At 73.0% G+C, this 22940-nt stretch carries 15 protein-coding genes, 5 pseudogenes and 1 riboswitch; of the genes and pseudogenes, 8 read left to right on the forward strand and 12 right to left on the reverse strand.

The genetic code is table 11. From position 1 onward, the window contains the following. Positions 1-61: 61 nt before the first annotated feature. Entirely contained in the window at positions 62-994 is a 933-nt protein-coding gene (locus ACGF4F_RS28225; RefSeq protein ID WP_393081946.1) for a peptidoglycan-binding protein, read from the forward strand. A 48-nt stretch (positions 995-1042) separates the two neighbouring features. Here ACGF4F_RS28225 and ACGF4F_RS28230 read toward each other — a convergent pair whose 3' ends face one another. The 5 genes from ACGF4F_RS28230 to ACGF4F_RS28250 form a co-directional block, all read right to left on the reverse strand. Then, positions 1043-1810: an alpha/beta hydrolase gene (locus ACGF4F_RS28230; protein WP_357441403.1), complete on the reverse strand. Its 768-nt coding sequence runs from the start codon at positions 1808-1810 to the stop codon at positions 1043-1045. Between the two features lie 103 nt (positions 1811-1913). After that, a complete protein-coding gene (locus tag ACGF4F_RS28235; protein ID WP_357441405.1) occupies positions 1914-2771 on the reverse strand; it encodes a C39 family peptidase in 858 nt (285 codons plus the stop codon). A 201-nt stretch (positions 2772-2972) separates the two neighbouring features. Next, positions 2973-3114: riboswitch (cyclic di-AMP (ydaO/yuaA leader) on the reverse strand. 289 nt (positions 3115-3403) lie between these two features. After that, positions 3404-4189: a hypothetical protein gene (locus tag ACGF4F_RS28240; RefSeq protein ID WP_393081950.1), complete on the reverse strand. Its 786-nt coding sequence runs from the start codon at positions 4187-4189 to the stop codon at positions 3404-3406. Positions 4190-4330: 141 nt separating this feature from the next. Beyond that, a complete protein-coding gene (locus tag ACGF4F_RS28245) occupies positions 4331-4825 on the reverse strand; it encodes a hypothetical protein (RefSeq protein WP_393081953.1) in 495 nt (164 codons plus the stop codon). A gap of 121 nt (positions 4826-4946) precedes the next feature. Beyond that, positions 4947-6110, reverse strand: a complete 1164-nt coding sequence (locus tag ACGF4F_RS28250) for an acyltransferase family protein (protein ID WP_393081956.1) — start codon at positions 6108-6110, stop codon at positions 4947-4949. 236 nt (positions 6111-6346) lie between these two features. On the opposite strand from ACGF4F_RS28250, the gene ACGF4F_RS28255 reads away from it, so the two are divergent. After that, on the forward strand, positions 6347-6982 hold the full coding sequence (locus tag ACGF4F_RS28255) for an alpha-ketoglutarate-dependent dioxygenase AlkB (RefSeq protein WP_357441411.1): 636 nt from the start codon (positions 6347-6349) through the stop codon (positions 6980-6982). Positions 6983-7126: 144 nt separating this feature from the next. Then, the gene (locus ACGF4F_RS28260) at positions 7127-8473 is read left to right on the forward strand and encodes a uracil-xanthine permease family protein (protein WP_393081959.1); all 1347 of its coding nucleotides are present in this window, start codon (positions 7127-7129) and stop codon (positions 8471-8473) included. Between the two features lie 153 nt (positions 8474-8626). Here the strand turns inward: ACGF4F_RS28260 and ACGF4F_RS28265 are convergent. The 5 genes and pseudogenes from ACGF4F_RS28265 to ACGF4F_RS28285 all read right to left on the reverse strand — a co-directional run. Beyond that, positions 8627-10708 (reverse strand): annotated as a pseudogene (locus tag ACGF4F_RS28265) (DNA gyrase subunit A); the annotation flags it as partial. A 393-nt stretch (positions 10709-11101) separates the two neighbouring features. Further along, a pseudogene (locus tag ACGF4F_RS28270) lies at positions 11102-11983 on the reverse strand (LAGLIDADG family homing endonuclease); the annotation flags it as partial. 12 nt (positions 11984-11995) lie between these two features. Then, a pseudogene (locus tag ACGF4F_RS28275) lies at positions 11996-12403 on the reverse strand (DNA gyrase subunit A); the annotation flags it as partial. Between the two features lie 33 nt (positions 12404-12436). Further along, complete coding sequence (locus ACGF4F_RS28280; protein ID WP_393081962.1) at positions 12437-14494, reverse strand: type IIA DNA topoisomerase subunit B; 2058 nt, start codon at positions 14492-14494, stop codon at positions 12437-12439. A 276-nt stretch (positions 14495-14770) separates the two neighbouring features. Beyond that, entirely contained in the window at positions 14771-15223 is a 453-nt protein-coding gene (locus tag ACGF4F_RS28285; RefSeq protein WP_393081965.1) for an RrF2 family transcriptional regulator, read from the reverse strand. Between the two features lie 161 nt (positions 15224-15384). Here ACGF4F_RS28285 and ACGF4F_RS28290 point away from each other — a divergent pair, with 161 nt between their 5' ends. After that, positions 15385-16596: a globin domain-containing protein gene (locus ACGF4F_RS28290; protein ID WP_393081968.1), complete on the forward strand. Its 1212-nt coding sequence runs from the start codon at positions 15385-15387 to the stop codon at positions 16594-16596. 395 nt (positions 16597-16991) lie between these two features. On the opposite strand, the pseudogene ACGF4F_RS28295 reads toward ACGF4F_RS28290, so the two are convergent. Both ACGF4F_RS28295 and ACGF4F_RS28300 read right to left on the reverse strand, forming a co-directional pair. Continuing rightward, a pseudogene (locus tag ACGF4F_RS28295) lies at positions 16992-17764 on the reverse strand (YwiC-like family protein). Beyond that, entirely contained in the window at positions 17761-18003 is a 243-nt protein-coding gene (locus ACGF4F_RS28300; RefSeq protein WP_393081971.1) for a LuxR family transcriptional regulator, read from the reverse strand. Before ACGF4F_RS28300 ends, ACGF4F_RS28295 begins: the two are co-directional and overlap by 4 nt. Before the next feature lie 205 nt (positions 18004-18208). Here ACGF4F_RS28300 and ACGF4F_RS28305 point away from each other — a divergent pair, with 205 nt between their 5' ends. The 4 genes and pseudogenes from ACGF4F_RS28305 to ACGF4F_RS28320 form a co-directional block, all read left to right on the forward strand. Next, positions 18209-19861 carry a carbamoyltransferase gene (locus tag ACGF4F_RS28305; RefSeq protein WP_393081974.1) on the forward strand — a complete coding sequence of 551 codons (1653 nt, stop codon included), beginning with the start codon at positions 18209-18211 and terminating at the stop codon, positions 19859-19861. Then, on the forward strand, positions 19858-20889 hold the full coding sequence (locus ACGF4F_RS28310; protein WP_393081977.1) for a glycosyltransferase family 2 protein: 1032 nt from the start codon (positions 19858-19860) through the stop codon (positions 20887-20889). The genes ACGF4F_RS28305 and ACGF4F_RS28310 overlap by 4 nt, the downstream gene beginning before the upstream one ends. After that, positions 20886-22532: an HAD-IIIA family hydrolase gene (locus tag ACGF4F_RS28315; protein WP_393081980.1), complete on the forward strand. Its 1647-nt coding sequence runs from the start codon at positions 20886-20888 to the stop codon at positions 22530-22532. The genes ACGF4F_RS28310 and ACGF4F_RS28315 overlap by 4 nt, the downstream gene beginning before the upstream one ends. Before the next feature lie 46 nt (positions 22533-22578). Next, positions 22579-22940: pseudogene (locus tag ACGF4F_RS28320) on the forward strand (glycosyltransferase family 1 protein); the annotation flags it as partial.

Genomic DNA, 22940 nt, shown 5'->3' on the forward strand with positions numbered 1-22940 from the left:
CCCCGTTACCGGCGACGCGGCACGTCCGCACGCCGGCCACCCCTCGTCCACAGGAGCACCTATGAAACCGGTTTTCCGTCAGCTCGCCATGTGGCTCGGCGCGCTCGCGCTCGCCGTGGCGGCCGCACTGACCGGTCCGACCGCGGCCCAGGCCGCGGCGCCGGCCTGGCCCCTGCTCAGCAACGGCTCGACCGGCGCCAACGTCACCACCGCCCAGTACCTGCTCCGCCACCGCGGCTACAGCCTCACGGTCGACGGCCAGTACGGCGCCGGCACCACCTCGACCGTGAAGTCCTTCCAGTCAGCCAACGGCCTCTCCGCGGACGGCCAAATCGGCGCTCAGACCTGGGGCAAGCTGGTGGTCACCCTGAGCGCCGGGGCCAACAACGACGCGGTCCGCGCGCTGCAGACCGCACTCAACAAGTACGGCTACGGCCTGGCCGTGGACGGCGACTGGGGCCCGGCCACGACCAACGCCGTGAACAACTTCAAGTCCGCCCGTGGCCTCTCCGGCGGCTCGGTCGACACCACCACCTGGCAGTACCTGACCGGCGGCAGCGGCGGCACCGGCAACTACCGGCTGGTCATCGGCAAGTCGGTGCTGCCCCGCAGCGAGTACGACGATCCGCACCACGACTACCCGGCGATCGACCTGCCCACCGTGACCGGCACGACCACGTACGCGATCACCTCCGGGACGATCGGGCACGTCGGCGGCAGCTGCGGCCTCGGCATCGGCATCACCGCCGACGACGGTGCCTACTACCTCTACTGCCACCTGAACTCGCGCTCGGTCGCCGCCGGCTCCCGGGTCAGCGCCGGCCAGGTCCTCGGCTACACCGGGGCCACCGGCAACGTGACCGGGCCGCACCTGCACCTGGAGGTCCGGGTCAACGGCGCCAACCGCTGCCCGCAGAACATGCTGCTGGCCATCTACGACGGCGTCGCCCCACCGGCCCCGTCCGCCCTGCCCGCCACCGGCTGCTTCTACTGACGCAACCTGCGGTCGTGATGTCGTCGCCCTGCCTGCGGGGCGACGGCGTCACGGCCCGTCGGGCGCCGCGAACGGCGCGAGCAGGTCGAGGACCACGGCGGGGTCCTCGACGTGCGCGTTGTGGCCGAGCCCCGGCAGCGTCGCCACCGGCACGCCCAACTCCTTGAGCTGTCCGTCGGACACCATCGGGTCCTGCTCTCCCCGGGCCAGCAGCACCGGCACGTCGGTCGCGGCGAGCAGGGCGGGCAGCTGGGGCTCCCCGACCGCGAACGCGGCCGGGTCCATGGCCAGCCGCCAGCGGCCGTCCTCGCGGCGCAGCCCGGCGTCCACCACCGGGTGGTCGGGGGCGAACAGCCCGGCCAGCCCGGCCACCCGCAGGTAGCGGCGGGCCGCCTCGTCCCGGCTGGCGAACCAGGTCACCGGCCGCTGGGCGAGCTCGCGGGCCTTGTCCAGCTCGGCCGGCGACCAGGCGACCTTGATGCCGAGCCCGACCACCCCGTCGATCGGAAGCTGCCGCGCCCGTGCGGCCAGCGCCAGCGCCACCACCCCGCCGAGCGAGTGCCCGAGCACCACCAGCCGGTCCCGGGGGCCGAGCCGGTCGGCGACCGGGCCGAGCCCCGCCACCACCCGGTCCGCGAGCGCCTCGAAGGAGTACGCCGGCAGTTGCGGCGACCAGCCGTGCCCGGCCAGGTCGGGGGCCAGCCAGCGGCCCGCCCAGCGGCGCTCCAGCAGCGGCGCCCAGGGCAGCCACACCTCACCGGTGGCGCCCATGCCGTGCAGCAGCAGCAGATGGCGGGTACCCGTCTCGTCGCCCATACGGCGCAGTGTGCCACCGGACGGACACCAGGCGCGAGACCGGCCCCGGACACCACGTCGGGCACCGGCTCCAGGAGCCGGTGCCCGACGTGCAGGGGTGGGATCAGGCGGAGTAGCCGCGGGTGGCGGCCCAGTTCGCCAGATCGATGGTGGTGATCCAGTACTCGGGCAACGCCGGGTTCGCCGAGTCGGCGATCCGCACCGTCCGGCCGTCGTCCTTGTAGCCGACCACGGCGATGTAGTGGCCGCCGGGGAACGAGTGCCAGCCGCCGTTGGTGTCGGTGGCGGAGCCGGCGATGTTGACCACCACGCCGCGGCCGTCGGTGATCGCCTTGACCACGTCGGCCTGGAGCTGGTCCATCTGCGCCGGGGTCGCGGCCTGGCCGGGGATCATGTGGGTCCGGTACGGGTTGCCCTTGACCATCTGGTTGAGCCCGCGGGTGGTGTCCTCGGCCGAGTTGGTGCCGTTCTCGCCGGCGTTCAGCGGGGCGACCATCGCGTCCTGGGTGGTCTCGACGCCGCTCGCGCTCAGCGCGTTGCGCACCGCAGCCGGACCGCAGTTCCAGTAGGCGGTCTGGGCCTCGTAGTTGTAGTCGAGGACCTTCGTCGACGGCGGCTTCGGCTTCGCCTTCGCGGTCTTCGTGACGTCCGGGTCCGGCTTGGCCGAGCTGGCCTTCGCCGACGGCGACCCGCTCGGCGACCCGCTGGGCGAGGCGGTCGGGGACGGGGCGGCGACCCGGGCCTCGCTCCGGGTGGCGACGTCACCGAGGCGCGGCGCCAGTTCGGCGACGGCGGCGGTGGTCTCCTGCCGGACCGGCGCGTCGTTCGTGCTGGCCAGTGCCGCGCTGGCGCCGCCGGCCAGCACGAGGGCCGCGGCGGAGCCGGCGACGATCTGGTACGGGCGCTCGGTCGCGAGGCGCCGCAGCTGACGCTTCAGGTGGTGCTTCACGTGTTCCTCCACGGGGGCCGGAGCGGCACACGCCGACCCGACGCGCGGAGTAGCTCACGCGCGTTCCTGGGCGGGTGGCCGCGGGAAAAGAGCGCCCGGCGGACCGGGCAGCGGGGGTCGGTTACCGGAACGGACTCGCGGGTCAGGCGAGCGCCGGCACCGTGGCGCCGTGGAGGCGGGGGGAGGATCGGGGGGTGGTTCGCACGAGGTTGGAACTCCTTCCGTGGCCGCCTACCGGGTTAGCTGACGGATTCGGGCGGGAAGTAGGCCCTACCGCGGGCCTTGGCTCGCGGATTCACCCCGGTGTTGCACTGGGTCCCCGGTTCGTGAGATCACGATTGAGCGGGTCGGCGCGGCGTCGCCACTTGCGATCGAAAACCGCACCGGACGCGCTGACACTACCGGTGGGTACGCCGCCTGCCAAGCGTGCCCACCTGCGTAAACGTCAACCACCGTTACCGAGACCGGAACAGCCGGTCACTGACCTGACTCAATGGGACGACCGTTTTAACGGGAACCGTCGGGTGACTATCGGACATCCGGGTGGGGATCGAAGGGGAATTGCGGGGCTCGATCGCCCGGCCTGATCCGGTTGACCGTTTCCCCGGTCGCCGTGACCGGGCTCACCTAATTCGGATAACGATTCAGCCGACCCGCGCCGGACGCCACCGTGCGGGGTGCGCCGCGACGGCGCCGGCCGACACCGGGGCGAGGGTCTGGGTCACCGCCTCGGCGGGGCGTACCGGGACCGCTCCGGGGCGCACCGCCTCGGCGGCCGCGTACGCCTCCACGGCCAGCACCCGGGCCGCCTCGGCGGCCACTTCGGCGTCCCGCCAGGCCCGCCGCTCCCGTTCGGCGGCCGCCCGCCACCGGGCCCGCCGGCCGTCGCGTACCACCCGGGCCAGGGCGATCTCCTGCTCGGCCGGATGCCGGCGCGGGTCCCACCCGTTGCGCCCGGCGAGGACGTCCGCGAGCTGCCGGGCAGTCAGGTCGCCCTGCCAGTGCGCCGTCATGGCGGCGTGGTGCAGCCACCGCTCCCGGGCCGCGTACTCGGCCGGCGTCCGGGGCGTCCGCGGCTCGGGCAGCACGGCGGCCCCCGCGAACCGCCGGGCGGCCGCCTCGGCCTCGTCGTACGCCCGCCAGGCCCGGTCGACCTCGTCGTGCGCGGTCAGCCACTGCTCGCGCCACCGGCGCGCGGTCTGCCGGGCCCCGGCGGCGGCGACCGCCACCTCATCGGCGTACCGGCGCAGGTCGGCGTGGCGGGCGGCCGCCACGGCGGCCGGGTCGGGGGCGGGATCCGGCGGAGTCCCCCGCTCGGGCCGGGCGACCAGGACGGCGAGCACGCCCAGGGCGAGCACGAGCAGGGCCGACCAGATGGCGGCGGCCACGGGAACCTCGGTCAGGAAGTGGTAGAGAAGGGTCTGCTTCATGGTCGGCACCTCACGGGAACGACGTGGTGGAGAGGTCCGCACGGCCGGCGGGGCGGGGCGCGACCGGGTACGGGCGCCGCCACCGGCCGGTGCGGGGTGAGGTTCGGGTACGGCGTGGGCGGGCCGGGCCCGCCGGGCTCGTCAGCGGGCGGGCGGGGCCCGGGAGCCGACGGTCGCCGGGACCAGCCCGACCAGAACGCGGTGCCGGTCGGCCGGGGCGACCACGACACCCCGCACCAACGAGTCCGGTGCGCTGGCCAGGACTGCCTGCCGGTCGCCGGTCGCGTCCGACGTCCACCCGGCCGCCGCAGCCGATCCGGTCCCGATCCGCGCGGCGGGACCGGGCGCTCCGGTCCCGGCCCGGACCACCGCGTCGGCGGCCCCGCCGGACCAGCGGATCAGCGCCCGGAGGGTGGGGTCGGCGCCGGCGGACTCGGTGCCGCCGAGGTGCCCGGCCCGAAGGGTCGCGGTGTCGACGGCGACCGCCGCGGGAGCCGCGTGCGCCGCCGCGGCCGGGCCCAGGGGCAACGTGGCGGCGCCGAGCGAGCAGGCGACGACCACGGCCAGGCTGGCCAGCATTCGCGCGGTCCAGCGCGCCACCCACCACACGGGACAGGTGAGCGCGATCGGAAGCACCGGTCCAAATTACCGTCGAACCGGCCGTATCGCACGTCCACGGGCGTGTCGCACCGCCGCAGAGGCGCACCGGCCAGCGTGGACACCGGTCCGGCGGCGGGGGTGTGGTCCTGCGGCCCGCTCAGCGCGGGTCGCGCCGCCCCGCGTACTCGATCGACCGGGGCCGTGGGACGCGGACCTCGACCGGTGCGGCGGGGGTGGCCTGCGCGCGGGCCCGGCGGGGCGGTCCCAGCCGGCGCATCATCGGCGTCTCCACCCAGCGGTGCAGGGCCGCGGCGAGCAGCAGGTTGCCCAGCAGGAAGCCGAGCACCGCGAGCGGGCCCCACCAGCCGCGCAGCCCCTCGCCCCAGTGCCCGGTCAGGCGCAGCACGGCCTGCATCACCAGCACGTGCACCAGGTAGAACGCGAAGGAGACCTCACCGAGCCAGACCATCGGACGAGAGCGCCACGGGGTGCGCCGGCCGTGCACGTCGGCGTCGGCCGCGGCGGTGATGACCAGGAGGTACGCGACCGCGAGCAGAGCCGCCCAGAGCTCCGCGCGGACCCACTGCGCGGCGACCACCCAGGTGGCGACGAAGAGCAGGCTGGCCACGGTGAGGTTCGGGCCACGCCAGCGGCCCCGGCGCATCAGTTCCGCCGCGGCCACGCCCATCCAGAACTCCAGCGACCGTGCCACCGGGAATACCTGGGTGAACCACCACCGGTCCTCCTCGGGCACCAGCAGCTGACCCGGCCACAGGGCCAGGATGAGCAGCGGTGCGGCGACCACCACCGCCCGGAGCAGCCCGGTGCGCGACCGACGCAGGTAGGGCAGCACGAACGGCAGGCAGAGATAGAAGGCGAGTTCGCAGGAGAGCGACCAGCTCACCGTGTTGACGCTGTAGAAGTAGCCGGGGGTGGGGTTCCAGGCCTGCACCAGGGCCAGGTTGCCCAGCGCGGCCCAGGGAGCGACCGGGTCGGCGAACCAGAACGCGACCACCAGCGCGGCCACGAAGGTGACCAGGTGGTTCGGGTAGATCTTGGCGAGCCGGCGACGCAGGAAGGTACGCCGGGGCTCACCGTCCCGGTACGACCACACCAGCACGAATCCACTGAGGATGAAAAAGAACTCCACACCGGACAGGCCGAGGGTGAACAGCCAGCTCACCACGGCCTGGTAGTCGGGCTCGGCAACGATCCGCATGGTCCCCGCATGGAAGCCGAAGACCAGCAGGGCGGCGACCCACCGCAACCCGGTCAGCGACGGCAGCCGGACGGCCTGGGCCACGGTCGGCGTACTGGTCATGCCGGACGCCCGACCGTCAGCAGGATCATCAGCGCGTCTCCTCCTCGGGCGGTCGGCGACGGGCGGCACCGGGACCACCCGGGGCAGCGCTCCACCGCGACGCCGCCGCCGGGCACCCTACCCGCCGGCGCCCCGGACCGCCTCCCGCGCCGTCGGGCCGCCCGGCCATCGGGGCGCCGGCGAGCCGCGGACAGCGTCCTCGTACGTCTGTTCGATCGAGGGGTAGGATCGGCGTCGTGTCCGACGTCGCGTACCAGCCCTCGATGCTCGACTTCGCCGAGCAGGGGCCGACCCTGGGCCCGCTCGCCGGCGGGCCGCGCCGGCACGAGCTGAGCCGCGGAGCGTGGGTCGACCACCTGCCGGGCTGGGTGCGGGGCTCCGACGGGGTGCTCGACACGCTGCTGCGCGACGTGCCCTGGCGGGCCGAGCGCCGCACCATGTACGAGACCGAGGTCGACGTGCCCCGCCTGCTCTGCTGGTACGGCGCCGGCCGCCCACTGCCCCACCCGGTGCTCACCGAGGCCCGCGCGGCGCTCACCCGGCACTACGCGGACGAACTGGGCGAGCCCTTCGTCACCGCCGGCATGTGCCTCTACCGCGACGGCCGCGACAGCGTCGCCTGGCACGGCGACACCCTGGGCCGCTCCGCGCACAGCGACACCATGGTGGCCATCGTGTCCTTCGGCTCGCCACGCCCGCTGCTGCTGCGTCCCCGCGGCGGCGGGGCGAGCCTGCGCTTTCCGCTCGGCCACGGCGACCTGGTGGTGATGGGCGGGTCGTGCCAGCGCACCTGGGAGCACGCCATCCCCAAGACCGCCCGCCCGGTCGGTCCCCGGATCAGCGTCCAGTTCCGTCCGGCCGGCGTCGCCTGACCCCGACCGGCTCGGCCGCGCCGGCGCACGCCCCCGGCGCTGCCGGATCCGGCCCACCGCACCCGGGCGCGGATCCGTGACGTGCTACAAACGACCCTCAGGGTCGATCACGCCCCCGTCACCTGACGACGCGAAGGGCGGAGCATGTCCCAGTCCTCCACCGAGCCACGACCCCGCTGGTCCCCGTGGCACCTGCACGGCGACGGCCGGTCCGTCCGCCCCGGCGACGTGGTGCATCCCGACGAGCGGCTGTCCTGGCCGCGTACCGTCGGCGTCGGCGTGCAGCACGTCGTCGCGATGTTCGGCGCCACCTTCACGGTGCCGCTGATCACCGGCTTCCCGCCGGCCACCACACTCTTCTTCTCCGGGCTCGGCACGCTGCTGTTCCTGCTGATCACCGGCAACCGGCTGCCGTCGTACCTGGGCTCGTCGTTCGCGTTCATCGCCCCGGTGCTGGCCGCGAAGACCAGCGGCGGCATCCCGGCGGCGCTGGGTGGCATCGTGGTGGTCGGCGCGGTGCTGGCCCTGGTCGGCCTGGTGGTGCAGTGGGCCGGCGCACGCTGGATCGACGCGCTCATGCCGCCCGTGGTCACCGGCGCCATCGTCGCGCTGATCGGGCTCAACCTGGCCCCGGTGGCCTGGGACGGCGGGGGCAGCGGCACCGGCGTGAAGGCGCAGCCGCTGATCGCGGTGGTCACCCTGGTCGCGATCCTGGTCGCGACGGTGCTCTTCCGGGGCTTCCTCGCCCGGCTCTCCATCCTGCTCGGCGTGGTGGTCGGCTGGGTGCTCGCCGCGGTCCTCGGCGAACTCGACCCGAAGGCGGTCACCGGGCTGAAGGAGGCCGCCTGGGTGGGGCTGCCGCAGTTGCACGCCCCGAGCTTCAGCCTGCGGGCGGTGGTGCTGGTCATCCCGGTGATCCTGGTGCTGATCGCGGAGAACGCCGGGCACGTCAAGGCGGTCGCCGCGATGACCGGCCGCAACCTCGACCGGGACATGGGCCGGGCGCTCCTCGGTGACGGCATCGCCACCGTGCTCGCCGGCTCGGGCGGTGGCTCCGGCACCACCACGTACGCGGAGAACATCGGCGTGATGGCGGCGACCCGGGTCTACTCGACCGCCGCGTACTGGGTGGCCGGCGTGGCGGCGGTGCTGCTCGGGCTGAGCCCGAAGTTCGGCGCGCTGATCCTCACCGTGCCGGCCGGGGTGCTGGGCGGGGCGACCACCGCCCTCTACGGCCTGATCGCCATCCTCGGCGCGCGGATCTGGATCGAGAACCGGGTCGACTTCCACGACCCGGTCAACCTGATGACCGCCGCCGTTGCGGTGATCATCGGGGCGGCCAACTACACCCTCATCGCCGGCGACCTGTCGTTCAGCGGCATCGCCCTCGGCACCGCCGCTGCCCTGGCCATCTACCACGGCATGCGCCTCATCGCCCGCCTCCGCGGCACCACGCCGGAATCCCGCCCCGCCCCCGAACCCGAACTCTGACCGTTCCCCCGCCCCCGAGACCACCCCGGTGATCATCAGGTTGGCTGGGCGAGATGTCCGTTTCGGGACCGCCAACCTCATGATCAACACGCGGGACGGGGGAAACACGGCAGGGCCGGCGGCGTGAGCCGCCGGCCCTGCCGCGGTGCCTGGTCAGTCGCGTTCGATCTGGTGGCCGACGACGGTGGGGCCGAGCATGACCGCGAAGCCGGAACCGTCGCGGCGGGGGTCCGCCGGGGGCAGTTCCACCGGATCGCCGGTGGCGGTCGCGCCGACCGGACGCGGACCGACCCAGGCCACCGCCAGGTCCACCTCGCCCTTGAGGAACCGCTGCGCGCGCACCCCGCCGGTCGCCCGCCCCTTCGCCGGGTACGCCTTGAGCGGCGTCACCTTCACCGTGGCGCCGGTCGAGGTGACCACCATCGGCTCCCCGTGCCCCGGATCGTCGGTGCGGACCGCGCCGAAGAAGACGACCGTCGCCCCGGCCGGCAGGTTGATGCCGGCCATGCCGCCGCCCTTGATGCCCTGCGGGCGCACCAGCGACGCGGCGAAGCGCAGCAGTGACGCCTCCGAGGAGACGAACGCCAGCGTCTCGGCGCCGTCGGTGAGCCAGGTCGCCCCGACCACCTCGTCGCCGTCGCGCAGGGAGATCACCTCGAACTCGTCCGAGCGGACCGGCCACTCGGGCGCGCAGACCTTGATCACGCCCTGCCGGGTGCCCAGCGCCAGGCCGGGCGATCCCTCGGCGGACGGGCCGAGCGGCGCCAGCCCCACCACGGTCTCCCCCGGCTCCAGCGGCGCCAGCTCGGCCGCGGACATGCCGCCGCGCAGCGACACCGTGCCGGACTGCTCGGGCAGCACCGGCAGCGGCAGTACGTCGATCTTGAAGGCCCGCCCGGCGCTGGTGACCAGGAGCACCCGGCCCCGCGCGGTGGAAGAGACGACGGCGCGTACCGCGTCGTGCTTGACCCGGCCGCTGCGCCGGCGCCCCTCGGTGGCCTCCTCCGACTCGGCCGCGGTCCGGGCGACCAGCCCGGTGGCGGAGAGGATCACCTGGCACGGGTCGTCGGCGACCTCCAGCGGCCCGGCCGGTACGGAGGCGGCCAGCACCTCCTTGAGGTCCCCGTCGACCAGGGTGGTGCGGCGCTCGGCGCCGAACTGCTTGACCACGGCGGCCAGCTCGTCGGAGACGAGCTTCCGCAGCACCTTCGGGTCGTCGAGGATCTTCGACAGCTCGGCGATCTCGGCGCGCAGCTTCTCCTGCTCGGCCTCCAGCTCCAGCCGGTCGTACTTGGTGAGGCGCCGCAGCGGGGTGTCCAGGATGTAGGTCGCCTGGATCTCGGAGAGCTTGAACTTCTGCATCAGGCCGTCCTTGGCGGCCTGGGCGTCCTCGCTGGCCCGGATCAGCTTGACCACCTTGTCGATGTCGAGCAGGGCGATCAGCAGACCGTCGACCAGGTGCAGCCGCTCCTCGCGCTTGCGCTTGCGGTACGCGCTGCGCCGGGTCACCACCTCGTACCGGTGGGCGAGGAAGACGTCCAGCAGCTCCTTGAGCCCCAGGGTCTGCGGCTGGCCGTCCACCAGGACCAGGTTGTTCACGCCGAAGGACTGTTCCAGCGGGGTGAGCCGGTAGAGGTCGGCGAGCAGCGCCTGCGGGTTGACCCCGACCTTGCACTCGACGACCAGACGGGTGCCGTTCTCCCGGTCGGTGAGGTCCTTGACGTCGGCGATGCCGGAGAGCCGCTTGGTCTTGTTGACCTCGTTGGTGATGGCCGCGATGACCTTCTCCGCACCGACGCCGTAGGGCAGCTCGGTGACCGTGATGGCCTGCCGGCCGCGGCTGCCCTCGAGCGGGCCGATCTCCACCCGGCCGCGCATCCGCACCACGCCCCGGCCGGTCTCGTACGCCCGGCGCACCTCGTCCAGGCCGAGCAGCAGCCCGCCGGTCGGCAGGTCCGGGCCGGGGACGAACTCCATGAGTTTGTCCAGCGTGGCGTCCGGGTGGTTGATCAGCCAACGGGCCGCCTGGACGACCTCGCCCAGGTTGTGCGGGATCATGTTGGTGGCCATGCCGACCGCGATCCCGGACGCGCCGTTGACCAGCAGGTTGGGGAAAGCTGCCGGCAGCACGGTGGGCTGGGTGAGCGAGCCGTCGTAGTTGGGCTCGACGTCGACCGTGTCCTCGCCCAGCTCGCCGACGAGCAGCATCGCCTCCCGGGACATCCGGGCCTCGGTGTTGTGGTTGACGAAGCCACCGGCCAGGAAGGAGTGATCAGCGGACTCGACCCGGACCGAGTAGACCTCTGCTGGCTCCTCACGCGTCACTTCGGCAATCTGCTCGAATCGATACCCGGAGTCCATGATCGGAAGGATGGTCGCGAGGATCTCGGTGTCCTTGATCCGATCGATGATGCGGAGCCGTTCGGTCTCCCACCGTTCGACGCGGTCGAAGTTGTGCTGCGTCAGCCACTTCGGTCCGCTGCCTCTGCGGTCGAAGTCGAGGGCGCTGCGCACGTAGTCAGCGACGAATGGGACGTGATCCTGGCTAAGGCGATGTGGACGCAGCGGCGCATGCCCCAACACCTGGTTCAACACTGCCTGCTTCGTGCGGAGGAAGCCGACCCGGTTGGCGAAAGCCTTGATGTTTCGAAGACCGGAAACAACCAGTCGGTGCTCCACGGAACCACTGGGACGCGTGTATTGACGCCGACAGGCGATGACGCCGAACTCCGCCAGCAGCTCCTGAACTTCCCGAGTTAGTCGTTCGCTATAGCTGGTGTACTGAATCGTGAAGCTGCTGTTCGCGACCCGGACCCCGCCGTCACCCTCGAAGAGGGCCATCAGGAAAGCGCGCTTCACTCCCCATCCGCCGTTCCAGACGAACTGGGGTACGAACTTCTCTCGCGCCTGGTGGCCGATGAACTCGGCCAGAGGACTCGCCCGGAAGGCTTCCATACCGCCGGCGAAGTCCTGGACATCCAGTTCCTGGATACGCTTACGATCCCGGCGGGTGTGCCGCTCGCTCACATAGCGCCGGCCGCCGACGACCTGGTCGTATGCGTGCAGAACTTCCCCGAAGAAATGCTCGTCAGTGTTGCTGAAGCCGGCGCGAGAGCCGCTTGCGAAGCCTTCAGAGGCCCACGCGCCACCGAGAACACCCAACATGTACTCGCGGGCGGCCGGGATCACCTGGGCCCAGGCGTTGCGCGCGACACAGACAACCGTGCCGGCGGCGACTTCATCGAGGCGTCGCCACTGAAAGACGGGGACGCCCATCGGCGCTTCCAGGCAGAGCACGAGATGATTCTCGCTACCGCGAAGCGAGAAGCCCGCCTCCGTCGTAATCCGAATCGTCGGATGCACGCCGGAGTTAAAGACCTTGTTGACATGGACAGACTTTCCATCCTTGTCAACTACCTCGAAGTCGGCATCCGCCTCACTGTCCGACGGAAGTGACACAAGGTCTTCGATGCGGGGACTGGTGCCATCGGCGAGACGGATACGAGTGTCACCTGTGACGCAGTAACGCGCCGCGGCCGGTCCATCGTCTGGGCTTCCAAAGTTTCCATGCCCATCGATGAGCGGGGCGTTGAGCGAGAAGTCCTGGGCAAGGCGGACCATCGCGTCGTAGATCGCGGCGTCGCCGTGCGGATGGTACTTACCCATCACATCCCCGACAATTCGGGCAGACTTCACATGCCCCCGGTCGGGGCGGTGGCCCTGCTCGTACATCGACCAGAGGATGCGCCGGTGCACCGGCTTGAGGCCGTCCCGCGCGTCGGGCAGGGCGCGGGAGTGGATGACCGAGAAGGCGTACTCCAGGTAGGAGTCGGAGACCTCGGTGATCAGCGGGTTGTCGAAGACCCGCGCACCGGCCTGGTCGAACGCGGACAGGTCGGCGCGGGCGCGGTCGTCCCTACGGCGTGCCATGGTTCAGCTTTCCTTCCGAAACGAACCCGGTGGTCAGGCGTCGATGGCTTCGCGGTCGACCCGGTCGGCCGAGTCGATGAGCCAGTTGCGGCGGGGTTCGACCTTCTCCCCCATGAGCAGTTCGAGGATCTGCTCGGCGGCCTCGACGTCGTCGAGGGTGATCCGGCGGACCGCTCGGGTGGCCGGGTTCATGGTGGTCTCCCAGAGCTCGTCGGCGTCCATCTCGCCGAGGCCCTTGAAGCGCGGGATCGGGGTGACGATCTGCTTGCCGGCCTTCTCCAGCTTGCGGACCGTCGCCTCCATCTCGGCCTGGGTGTAGGTGTAGATGGTCTGCGGGTTGCGCCCCTTGGTAGTGATCTTGTGCAGGGGTGGCATGGCCGCGTAGAGCCGCCCGGCCTCGATCAGCGGTCGCATGTACCGGGCGAAGAGCGTGATCAGCAGGGTACGGATGTGCGCGCCGTCGACGTCCGCGTCGGCCATGATGAGGACCCGGCCGTAACGCATCGCCGACAGGTCGAAGGTACGCCCGGAGCCGGCGCCGAGCACCTGCACGATCGCCGCGCACTCGGCGTTGTCCAGCACCTGCTGGAGGTTGGCCTTCTGCACGTTGAGGATCTTGCCGCGGATGGGCAGCAGGGCCTGGTATTCGGAGGAGCGGGCCATCCGGCTGGTGCCGAGGGCGCTGTCGCCCTCCACGATGAACAGCTCGCTGCGGTCCACCCCGGTGGCCCGGCAATCGACCAGCTTGGCCGGCATCGACGCGCCCTCCAGCGCGGTCTTACGCCGGGCGGCGTCCTTCTGCTGCTTCTGGGTGAGCCGCACCCGCGCCGCGTCGACGATCTTCTGCAGCACCGTCCGGGCCTCGGCCTTGGTCTTCCGGTCCTCCAGCCAGGCCTTGAGGTGCTGCTCGACCAGGCCCTGCAGCACCTTGGTGATGCCGGCGGTGGAGAGCTCGTCCTTGGTCTGCGAGGTGAACTGCGGCTCCGGGATCCGCACGTGCACCACCGCGGTCATGCCCTCCAGGACGTCGTCCAGGGTGGGCGCGTCCTCCTTGGGCTTGAGCAGGCCGCGGGTGTTGCGGGCGGCCTCGGCGAGGGTACGCGCCAGGGCCCGCTCGAAGCCCTTGCGGTGGGTGCCGCCGTGCGCGTTGCGGATGGTGTTGGTGAAGCATTCGACGGTGCGCTCGTAGCCGGTGCCCCAGCGGAACGCGACCTCGACCTCGGCCCGGCGCTGCACGTTGGACTGCATCACGCCGTTGGCGTCGGCGGCGTTCTCCCGGTAGGTCCCCTCGCCGGTGACCAGCAGCGTGCCGGAGACCGGGCGGTCGCCGGCCGGGGCGAGGTATTCCACCATGTCGGTGAGGCCGTTGGGGAAGTGGAAGCTCTCCTCGACGACCTCCTCCCCCGTCTCGTCGCGCAGCCGGTATGCCACGCCGGGGACGAGGAAGGCGGTGTTGCGCAGCTTGAGCCGGACCGCCTCGGTGTCCAGCGTCGCGCCGGTCTCGAAGTAGCGCGGGTCGTGCCACCAACGGATCGAGGTGCCGGTCGGCTGGCGGCGCTTCATCGCGCCGACGATCTGCAGGCCGGGGCCGGGCGTGAACGCCGCGTCCGGGCCGTCCCCGTCGAAGATCCCGGGTACGCCGTGCCGGAACGACATCGAGTGGATCTTGCCGCCGCGGCAGACCGTGACGTCGAACCGCCGGGAGAGCGCGTTGACCGCGGAGGCGCCCACGCCGTGCAGCCCGCCGGAGGTCTTGTAGCCCGAGCCGCCGAACTTGCCGCCCGCGTGCAGCCGGGTCAGCACCAGCTCGACGCCGGAGATGCCGGACTTGGCGTGCACGTCGGTGGGGATGCCCCGCCCGTCGTCGTCGACCTGCACCGAGCCGTCGGCGTGCAGGATCACGTCGATCTTGGTGGCGTGACCCGCGACACCCTCGTCGGTGGAGTTGTCGAGGATCTCGTTGACGAGGTGACCCACGCCACGGCTGTCGGTCGAGCCGATGTACATGCCGGGGCGCTTGCGGACAGCGTCCAGCCCCTCCAGGTGCGTCAGGTCGTCGGCCCCGTACAGGGTCTCAGGCTGTGCGGTCAACTGGTCGTACTCCCAGGTCTCGGCGGTGTGGTGCCGCTCACCGGCTTGATCGCCTCGCGCGGCGCGCCGCAGCGAGCCTAGCCCGGCGATCCGACAGAGCCGTGGCACCGGGTGGGTGCGGCGTCCGGTTTGGCCGCGTCCGGGGTCTCTGCCACCGCCCGGGCGTGGGCGTCCGGAGGCGAGGAGGCGTCCGTGCAGCACAACCGCTTGACCTGCCGGTTGTCTTCCCCGAACGATCGGCCGAGGGCGATCCGGCCGATCGGTGCTCACCGGGAGCTACGACCCGAGGCTCGCGTTGCGGGCGGGCGGCGCCCCGAGGCTGAGCAGGATCTGGCTGGCGGAGCCGTCCACCAGGTCGCCGAGGCGTACCCCGTCGAGCACGGCGAGGAAGGCGGCCTGGGCCCGGCGCAGTTCACCGCGGAGCCGGCAGCCGGCGACCAGCGGGCAGGCCGGCTGCTCGCAGGAGACCACTTCGCCGTCCCCCTCGAAAGCCCGGACCACCAGCCCGACGGTCAACTCGCCGGCCTGCTCGGCGAAGGCCACCCCGCCGGAGCGACCGCGGGTGGTCACCAGCACCCCGAGCCGCTGCAACCGCTGCACGACCTTGGCGACGTGGCTGCGGGGCAGCGCGAGCCGGGTGGCGAGCTCCTCCACGGTCGTCCGGGCCGGAGACGCGGCCGTGAGCATGGCGATCCGCAGGGCCATGTCCGTCGACCGGTTGAGCTTCACCACCCGACCCTAGCCAGCCACCGGACGACCCGGCACGGGCCGACCAGCCGGAGCCGGCGGGTGACCTGGATCATTTCCCGTCCGGGACCTTCGACCCTGAAGCGGAATCCCAGATTCCTGTTCAGTTGGGCGCGACCCAATCCCTGTCCGAAGGAGTAGTCGTGCTCTCGGAATCCTCAGCAGCGGTGGTGGCGGCGACCCTGCCCGCCGTGCAGGCCCACGGTGAGGCGATCACCGGCCGGTTCTACCAGCGGATGTTCGACGCCCACCCGGAGCTGCTGGACATCTTCAACCGAGGCAACCAGGCCACCGGGCAGCAGAAGGCCGCGCTCGCCGCCGCCGTGGTCGCGTACGCCGAGCACCTGATCGGGGGTAGCACGGTGCCGTGGGGGCCGATCATGGACCGGGTCGCCCACAAGCACGCCGCGCTCGGCATCACCGCCACCCAGTACCCGATCGTCGGGCGGCACCTGCTCGCCGCGGTCGGCGAGGTGCTCGGCGACGCGGTGACCCCCGAGGTCGCGGCGGCCTGGGACGAGGTCTACTGGCTGCTGGCTTGCGAGCTGATCGCCCGGGAGGCCCGGCTCTACACGGTCGCCGGGGTGACGGAGCACGACTCGGTGTGGCGGCCGTGGCGGGTGGCGGAGACGACCCGGGAGACCGCCGACGTGGTCTCGTTCACCCTGGTCCCGGCCGACGGCGGCCCGATGCCCGGCTTCACCCCGGGCCAGTACGTCTCGGTCGCGGTGGACCTCGACGGCGGCCGGGGACAGCAGATCCGGCAATATAGCCTCTCCGGCCGGTCCGGCGCCGAGCACTGGCGGATCACCGTGAAGCGGGTGTCCGGCACCGCAGGCGCGCCCGACGGCATGGTGTCCAGCTACCTGCACGAGCGGGTGGAGGCGGGCGACACGCTGCGGCTGAGCCCGCCGTTCGGCGAGGTCAGCGCGGTCGGCGACGAGGCCCCGCTGCTGCTGGTCAGCGCCGGCATCGGACTCACTCCTTCGATGGCCGCCCTGGCGCATCTGGCCGCCGTCGCGCCCGAGCGCGAGGTGGTGCTGGTGCACGCCGACCGGGCCGGCGCCGCGCACGCGTTGCGCCACGAACTGCCCGGGCTCCAGGAGCAGTTGCCGAACCTGTCGGTGCGCCTGTGGTACGAGGATGCCGCCGACGGTGAGCTGGCCGGGCTGAAGGCGGAGGTCGCCAGCGGTCTCGTCGATCCGGCGCGGATTCCGTTGGCCCCCGGGGCGTACGTGCATCTCTGCGGGCCGGTGCCGTTCATGACCCTGGTCCGCGGCGCACTGCTGCGCCGGGGCGTGCCGGCGGAGCGGATCGCCTACGAGGTGTTCGGCCCGGGGATGCTGCACGGCTGAGCCGCACGGGTCCGAAGACCGGGGGCCGGTGCCGGGGCGATGCCCGGCACCGGCCCCTCGCCATGCCGACCCCGACCGGCGTGGCCACGGTCACGCTAAGTGACCACAGCTGGCCTCCCGCAACCACCGGCCCGCGCCCTTTGCTCTGCAGCCACGGACGCAGCAGTCACTCATGGTTCGCTGCTGCGTCTATGGCTGCAGAGCAAAGCCGGGTGGGGGATGTTTCGGCACCGGAGCTAGCGCACGGATTTTCGCTGGTCAGGAGATTGCGGCCAGATCAGGGCCCACGGGGGCGCCACGCGCTGGGGTCACGCTGGGTGACATCAAGTTTCCGCGGAGGCGTGTCACCCACAGTTGTCGGCAGCACGCCAGGCGGGTGCCCGACCTGCCGGCCGTCAGGCCCAGTGCCCGACCACGGCGGCGAACGCCAGCAGCGAGCCGACCAGCTCGACCAGCCCGACCCGGACCGGGACCAACCGCCGGCCCGGCAGCAGCGCCGCGCGAAGCAGCAGCAGCGCGAAGATCCCCGCCACCGCCGGGCCCCAGTAGGCCACCGCCACCACGACCGCCGCGAGGTGGTACGCCCCGGACGCCCACCGGTAGCCGACGCTCTCCCGCTCCCGGATCATCGTCTTGACGTAGAGCACCGTGCCGACCAGATACGCGGCGACGGCGCCCGCCACCCCGGCCAGCCCGGCGGGCGGGACTCCGGCGACGGTGGCCACCACGAACACCATGAGCACGCTCTGCGCCACCGAGGCGAGATCGTTGAGCAGGGCCCGCTCGCGACGCTGCCGGGCGTACCCGATGTTGACGGCCGCGAGCAGGGCGTAGAGCGGGGCGTAGCCGAGGACCGCGGGCCGGGCCAGCAGTACCGGCGTGACCAGCAGCGCGGCCGCGGCGCCGTAGAGCAGCAGCTAGGGGCGTACCGGGTCGGCGCGGCCGGTCTTCACGACCAGCAGGGCGTAGTAGGAGAGAGGTAGCCGGCCAGCCAGGCGCCGAGCAGCGGCAGGTGCGGCCACCGGAGCCCGGTGACGCAGACCGCCGTGGCGTACGGGAGGAGCAGCATGGCCCAGGCGCCGTGCTGCGGCGGCAGCCAGCGGTGCCGGCGACCCCGCTGCCGGCCGGCGGCCCCCGGTCTGGCTGCGGCGGGCGGCGCGATGCTCATCCGCGGGCCACCGTGAGCAGCACCACGGAATCCTCGTCGGCGTGCAGCGCGTGCCGGGGGTCCGGGATCACCAGTAGGTCCCCCGTCTCGCCGGGCCAGGACCGGTCCTGGGCGACCAGGGTCTGCCGCAGCGGCGTGTCGGCACCGCCGTGGATCGTCCGGGCGCTGCGCCCGCTGCCGGTTGCGCGAGCCAGCGTGAGTTGCTCCTCGGCCAGCGCGGGCAGCGATGACGTCGACACAACCGGTCACCTCCCGAAGGTCAGTTCGGACGAGGCGGGCCACAAACCGGAGCCGGCCACACGTCTCTGCCCAGTTTGACCCCCTCCTACGCCGTCAACCAGGGACTTTGGTCACTGATCCGAGACTCCACAGGTGACATCGAACTCCCCTGGAGAAGTCGATGATCTCAGGTTAGGCAGTGTTCGCGGGGGTAGGGGACTTCCCATGCGCGTCCTCGGAATCAACGCGATCTTCCACGACCCCGCAGCTGCCCTCGTGGTCGACGGCAGGGTGGTGGCCGCTGCCGAAGAGGAGCGGTTCAGCCGCCGTAAGCACGGCAAGCGCCCGGTGCCCTTCGCCGCCTGGGAGCTGCCCGAGCTGTCCGCCGCCTGGTGTCTGACCAGCGCCGGGATCGACGTCGACAGCCTCGACGCGGTCGCGTACTCCTTCGACCCCGGACTCTGCCGGGACGCGACCGAGTTGGGCCTCGACGACCCGTGGGACTGGCTGCGGGTCGACTACGCCAAGCAGGCCCCGCAGTTCCTCGCCGCCGCCCTGCCCGGGCTCGACCCGGAGAAGGTGCGGTTCGTGCCGCACCACGTGGCGCACGCCGCCTCCGCCGGGCTGGCCGCCCCGCCGGCCGGCGACGACACCGCGGTGCTGGTGCTCGACGGGCGCGGCGAGGTGGCCAGCCACCTGGCCGGCGTCTACCGCGACGGACGGCTGTCATCCCTGTACGCCCAACAACTCCCGCACTCGCTCGGCCTGCTGTACGAGGACCTGACCCGGCACCTCGGCTTCCTGCACTCCAGCGACGAGTACAAGGTGATGGCGCTCGCCTCGTACGGCCGGCCGACGCATCTGGGCATGCTCCGTGAGCTGGTCCGGGTCACCGACGACGGCGGGTTCCACGTCGAACGGATCGACTGGGCCGGCATGGCCAAGGCGCGCACCGCCGACGGCGAGATGACCGACGACCACGCCGACCTCGCCGCCAGCGTGCAGGCCCGGCTGGAGGAGGTCGTCCTCGACCTGTCCCGCTGGCTGTACGACGCCGCCGGCGGCGCTGGCACCCTGGCCCTGGCCGGCGGGGTGGCGCTGAACTGCGTGGCCAACGCCCGGCTCGCCGCCGAGGGGCCGTTCCGGGACGTCTGGGTGCAGCCGGCGGCCGGCGACGCGGGCACCGCGCTGGGCGCGGCCCTGCACGTGGCCGGTGAGTTGGGCGACCGGTCCACTCCGATCGCCGGGGTGGACCTGGGCCGCGGCTGGTCGGACGAGGAACTGGAGGCCGAGCTGCGGCGGGCGGCGCTGCCGTACCGCCGGCCGGCGTCGATCGCCGCAGAGGCGGCCCGGGTGCTCGCCGACAACGGCATCGTCGCCTGGTACCAGGGGCGCAGCGAATACGGCCCGCGGGCGCTGGGCCACCGGTCCCTGCTCGCCCACCCCGGCGACCCGGACACCACCCGCCGGATGAACGACGTCAAAGGCCGGGAACAGTTCCGGCCGATCGCCCCGATGGTCCGCGCGGACCGCTTCGCGGAGCTCTTCGAGGGCGTCTACCCCAGCCCGTACATGCTCTTCGTGCACCGGGTGAAGGCGCAGTGGCGGGACCGCATCCCGGCGGTCACCCACGTCGACGGCACCGCCCGGGTACAGACCGTGCACGCCGACACCGAGCCACTGGTGGCCGAACTGCTGGCCGAGTTCGAGCGGCGCACCGGGCTGCCGGTGGTGGTCAACACCTCGCTGAACACCGCCGGGCGGCCGATGGTGGACACCCCACGGGAGGCGCTGGAGCTGTTCGGCTCCGCGCCGGTGGACCTGCTCGCCCTCGGTCCGTTCGCGGTGCACCGCCGGGCGCTGGGCGGTGGCCGGTGATCAGCGTGGTGGTGCCTACGCTCGGCCGGTCCAGCCTGGCCGTGCTGCTGGACACCCTCGCCGGTCAGCTCGGCGACCTGCCCGGGGCCGAACTGCTGCTGGTCGACGACCGGCGCGACGAGACCGGGGAACTGGCCGTGCCGGGGGCGCTGGCGGCGTACACGAAGGTGCTGACCGGTCGTGGCGCGGGCCCGGCGGCGGCCCGCAACCTGGGCTGGCGGGCCGCCCGCGGCGAGTGGGTGGTCTTCCTGGACGACGACGTGGTGCCGGCCCCGGACTGGGCCCGGCGGCTGCGCGCCGACCTCGCGGTGCCCGGCCGGATCGGCGGGGTGCAGGGCGTGGTAACCGTGCCGCTGCCCGCGGACCGCCGCCCCACCGACTGGGAACGCGCCACCGCCGGCCTGGCCGAGGGCAGGTGGATCACCGCCGACATGGCCTACCGCCGGGCCGCCCTCGCGGCCGTCGGCGGGTTCGACGAGCGCTTCCCCCGGGCCTATCGGGAGGACGCCGAACTGGCCCACCGGGTCCGGCTGGCCGGCCGGGACCTGGTCCGCGGCCAGCGCCGGGTCACCCATCCGGTACGCCCCGAGGGGCGCTGGGTGAGCCTGCGCACCCAGCGCGGCAACGCCGACGACGCGCTGCTGCGCCGGTTGTACGGCCCGAACTGGCGGACCGCGCTCGACCTGCCCCCGGGCCGGCGCCCCGGGCACGTCGCGGTCGCCACGTCCGGCGCGGTCGCGCTGGTCGCCACCGTGCTGCACGCAGTGGCCCGTCCCGGCGCCCGGCGGCGCGGCCTCGGAGCGGCCGCCCTCGTCGCCGGACTGGCCTGGGCGGCCGGCACCGCCGACTTCGCCCGGGTCCGCATCGCGCCCGGCCCGCGCGCCCGCAACGAGGTCGTCACCATGCTGGCGACCAGCGCGCTCATCCCGCCACTCGCGGTCGTCCACTGGGTACGCGGCTGGTGGCACGCCCGCTCGCAGCCCGCCGGAGCGATCGTCACGGCGGACGGACCCGAGGCGGGACGATGACGTTCCCTTCGCTTGCCTCGGGCAACTGGGCGGCCAACACGCCGCCCGGTCCCGCCCTGTTCGACGCGGTGCTGCTGGATCGGGACGGCACGCTCGTCGAGGACGTGCCCTACAACGGCGACCCGGAGAAGGTCCGCCCGGTGCCCGGCGCGCGGGAGGCGCTGGACCGGTTGCGCGGGGCCGGGCTGCGCCTGGCCGTGGTCAGCAACCAGTCCGGCCTGGCCCGGGGCTACTTCACCGAGCGGCAGATGCGCGCCGTCAACGCCCGGGTGGAGGAACTGCTCGGCCCCTTCGACGACTGGCAGATCTGCCCGCACGAGGACACCGACGGCTGCGGCTGCCGCAAGCCGGCGCCGGGTCTGGTGCACGCCGCCGCCCGGGCGCTCGGCACCACGCCGACCCGGTGCGTGCTGGTCGGCGACATCGGCCGGGACATGACGGCCGCGCTCGCCGCCGGGGCGACCGGCATCCTGGTCCCCACCCCGGTCACCCACCCGGAGGAGGTCACCGAGGCGCCGACCGTGGCCCGGGACCTGCCCGCCGCGGTGGACGAGATCCTGCGCCGGATGCGGGCGATCCGGCCGGTCGCGCCCCGCGCCGGGCGGGCCGGGACGGTCCTCGTGGTGCGCAGCGACGCGGCCGGGGACGTGCTGGTCACCGGCCCCGGCATCCGCGCCGTCGCAGCCGGCGCCGACCGCGTCGTACTGCTCTGCGGACCACAAGGCCGCGCAGCCGCCGACCTGCTACCCGGCATCGACGAAATCATCGAATGGCCACTGCCCTGGATCGACGCCAACCCCCAACCCGTCGACCCCCACGACATGCACCACCTCACCACCCGACTCACCACCACCCACGCCGACGAAGCAATCATCTTCACCTCCTTCCACCAATCCCCCCTACCCCTCGCCCTGCTCCTACGCATCGCCGGCATACCCCACATCAGCGCCATCAGCGACGACTACCCCGGCACCCTGCTCAACATCCGCCACCACGTCCCCACCGGCATACCCGAACCCGAACGAGCCCTCTCCCTCGCCGCCGCCGCCGGATACACCCTCCCCACCGACGACGAACCGGGACTACGACTGCGGGACGACCTGGAGCCACCGACCGGGACGGAATCCGCGCCGGACCACCGGGTCCCCGCACCGACCGACGACTACGTGGTGGTGCACCCCGGCTCGTCGGTGCCGGCCCGGGCCTGCCCGGCGGATCGCTGCGCCGAGATCGTGGCCGCCCTGGTCGCCGACGGGCGCCGGGTCGTCGTCACCGGCGGGCCGGACGAGCGGGACCTGACCGCGCGGGTGGCCGCCGCCGGCGGCGTGGACGTCGGCGGGACGACGGACCTCACCGGGCTCGTCCGGATCATCGCCGGCGCCCGCTGCCTGGTGGTCGGCAACACCGGGCCGGCTCATCTCGCCGCGGCCGTGGGTACCCCGGTGGTCAGCCTCTTCGCCCCCACCGTCCCGTTCGGACAGTGGGGACCGTACCGGGTGCTGACCGTCCGGCTCGGCGACGCCGGGGCGGCCTGCCGGGACACCCGCGCGGCCGTCTGCCCGGTCGCCGGGCACCCCTGTCTGGCCGGCGTCGACCCGGCCGAGGTGGTTGCCGCCGTGCGGCTCCTCGACCCGCCCGACTGACCGCCGTGTCCGCCGCGCCCCGACCAGCCCGATCGTGAGGAGAGGCATGAACGTTCTGCTGTGGCACGTACACGGCTCCTGGACGACGTCGTTCGTCCACGGACGACACCGCTACCTGGTGCCGGTCACCCCCGATCGGGGTCCGTACGGCCGCGGGCGGGCGCGGACGTACGCCTGGCCGGCGAACGCCTTGGAGGTGACCCCGCAGGAACTGGGGCGGGCCGAGGTGGACCTGGTCGTCCTGCAACGGCCCGAGGAGCTGGAGCTGGCCGAGCAGTGGCTGGGCCGCCGCCCCGGCCGCGAGGTGCCGGCAATCTATGTCGAGCACAACACCCCCAAGGGCGACGTGCCGAACACCCGCCACCCGATGGCCGACCGGGACGACCTGACCATCGCCCACGTCACCCA

Origin of the sequence: Micromonospora sp. NPDC047740 (assembly GCF_043204735.1) — a bacterium.
Lineage (GTDB): Bacteria > Actinomycetota > Actinomycetes > Mycobacteriales > Micromonosporaceae > Micromonospora.

What these genes read in the sequence shown, in the direction of transcription:
- ACGF4F_RS28225 (WP_393081946.1), top strand. Translation starts at nt 62, where the DNA reads ATGAAACCGGTTTTCCGTCAGCTCGCCATGTGGCTCGGCGCGCTCGCG.
- ACGF4F_RS28230 (WP_357441403.1), bottom strand. Translation starts at nt 1,810, where the DNA reads ATGGGCGACGAGACGGGTACCCGCCATCTGCTGCTGCTGCACGGCATG.
- ACGF4F_RS28240 (WP_393081950.1), bottom strand. Translation starts at nt 4,189, where the DNA reads ATGAAGCAGACCCTTCTCTACCACTTCCTGACCGAGGTTCCCGTGGCC.
- ACGF4F_RS28250 (WP_393081956.1), bottom strand. Translation starts at nt 6,110, where the DNA reads ATGACCAGTACGCCGACCGTGGCCCAGGCCGTCCGGCTGCCGTCGCTG.
- ACGF4F_RS28260 (WP_393081959.1), top strand. Translation starts at nt 7,127, where the DNA reads ATGTCCCAGTCCTCCACCGAGCCACGACCCCGCTGGTCCCCGTGGCAC.
- ACGF4F_RS28305 (WP_393081974.1), top strand. Translation starts at nt 18,209, where the DNA reads ATGCGCGTCCTCGGAATCAACGCGATCTTCCACGACCCCGCAGCTGCC.
- ACGF4F_RS28315 (WP_393081980.1), top strand. Translation starts at nt 20,886, where the DNA reads ATGACGTTCCCTTCGCTTGCCTCGGGCAACTGGGCGGCCAACACGCCG.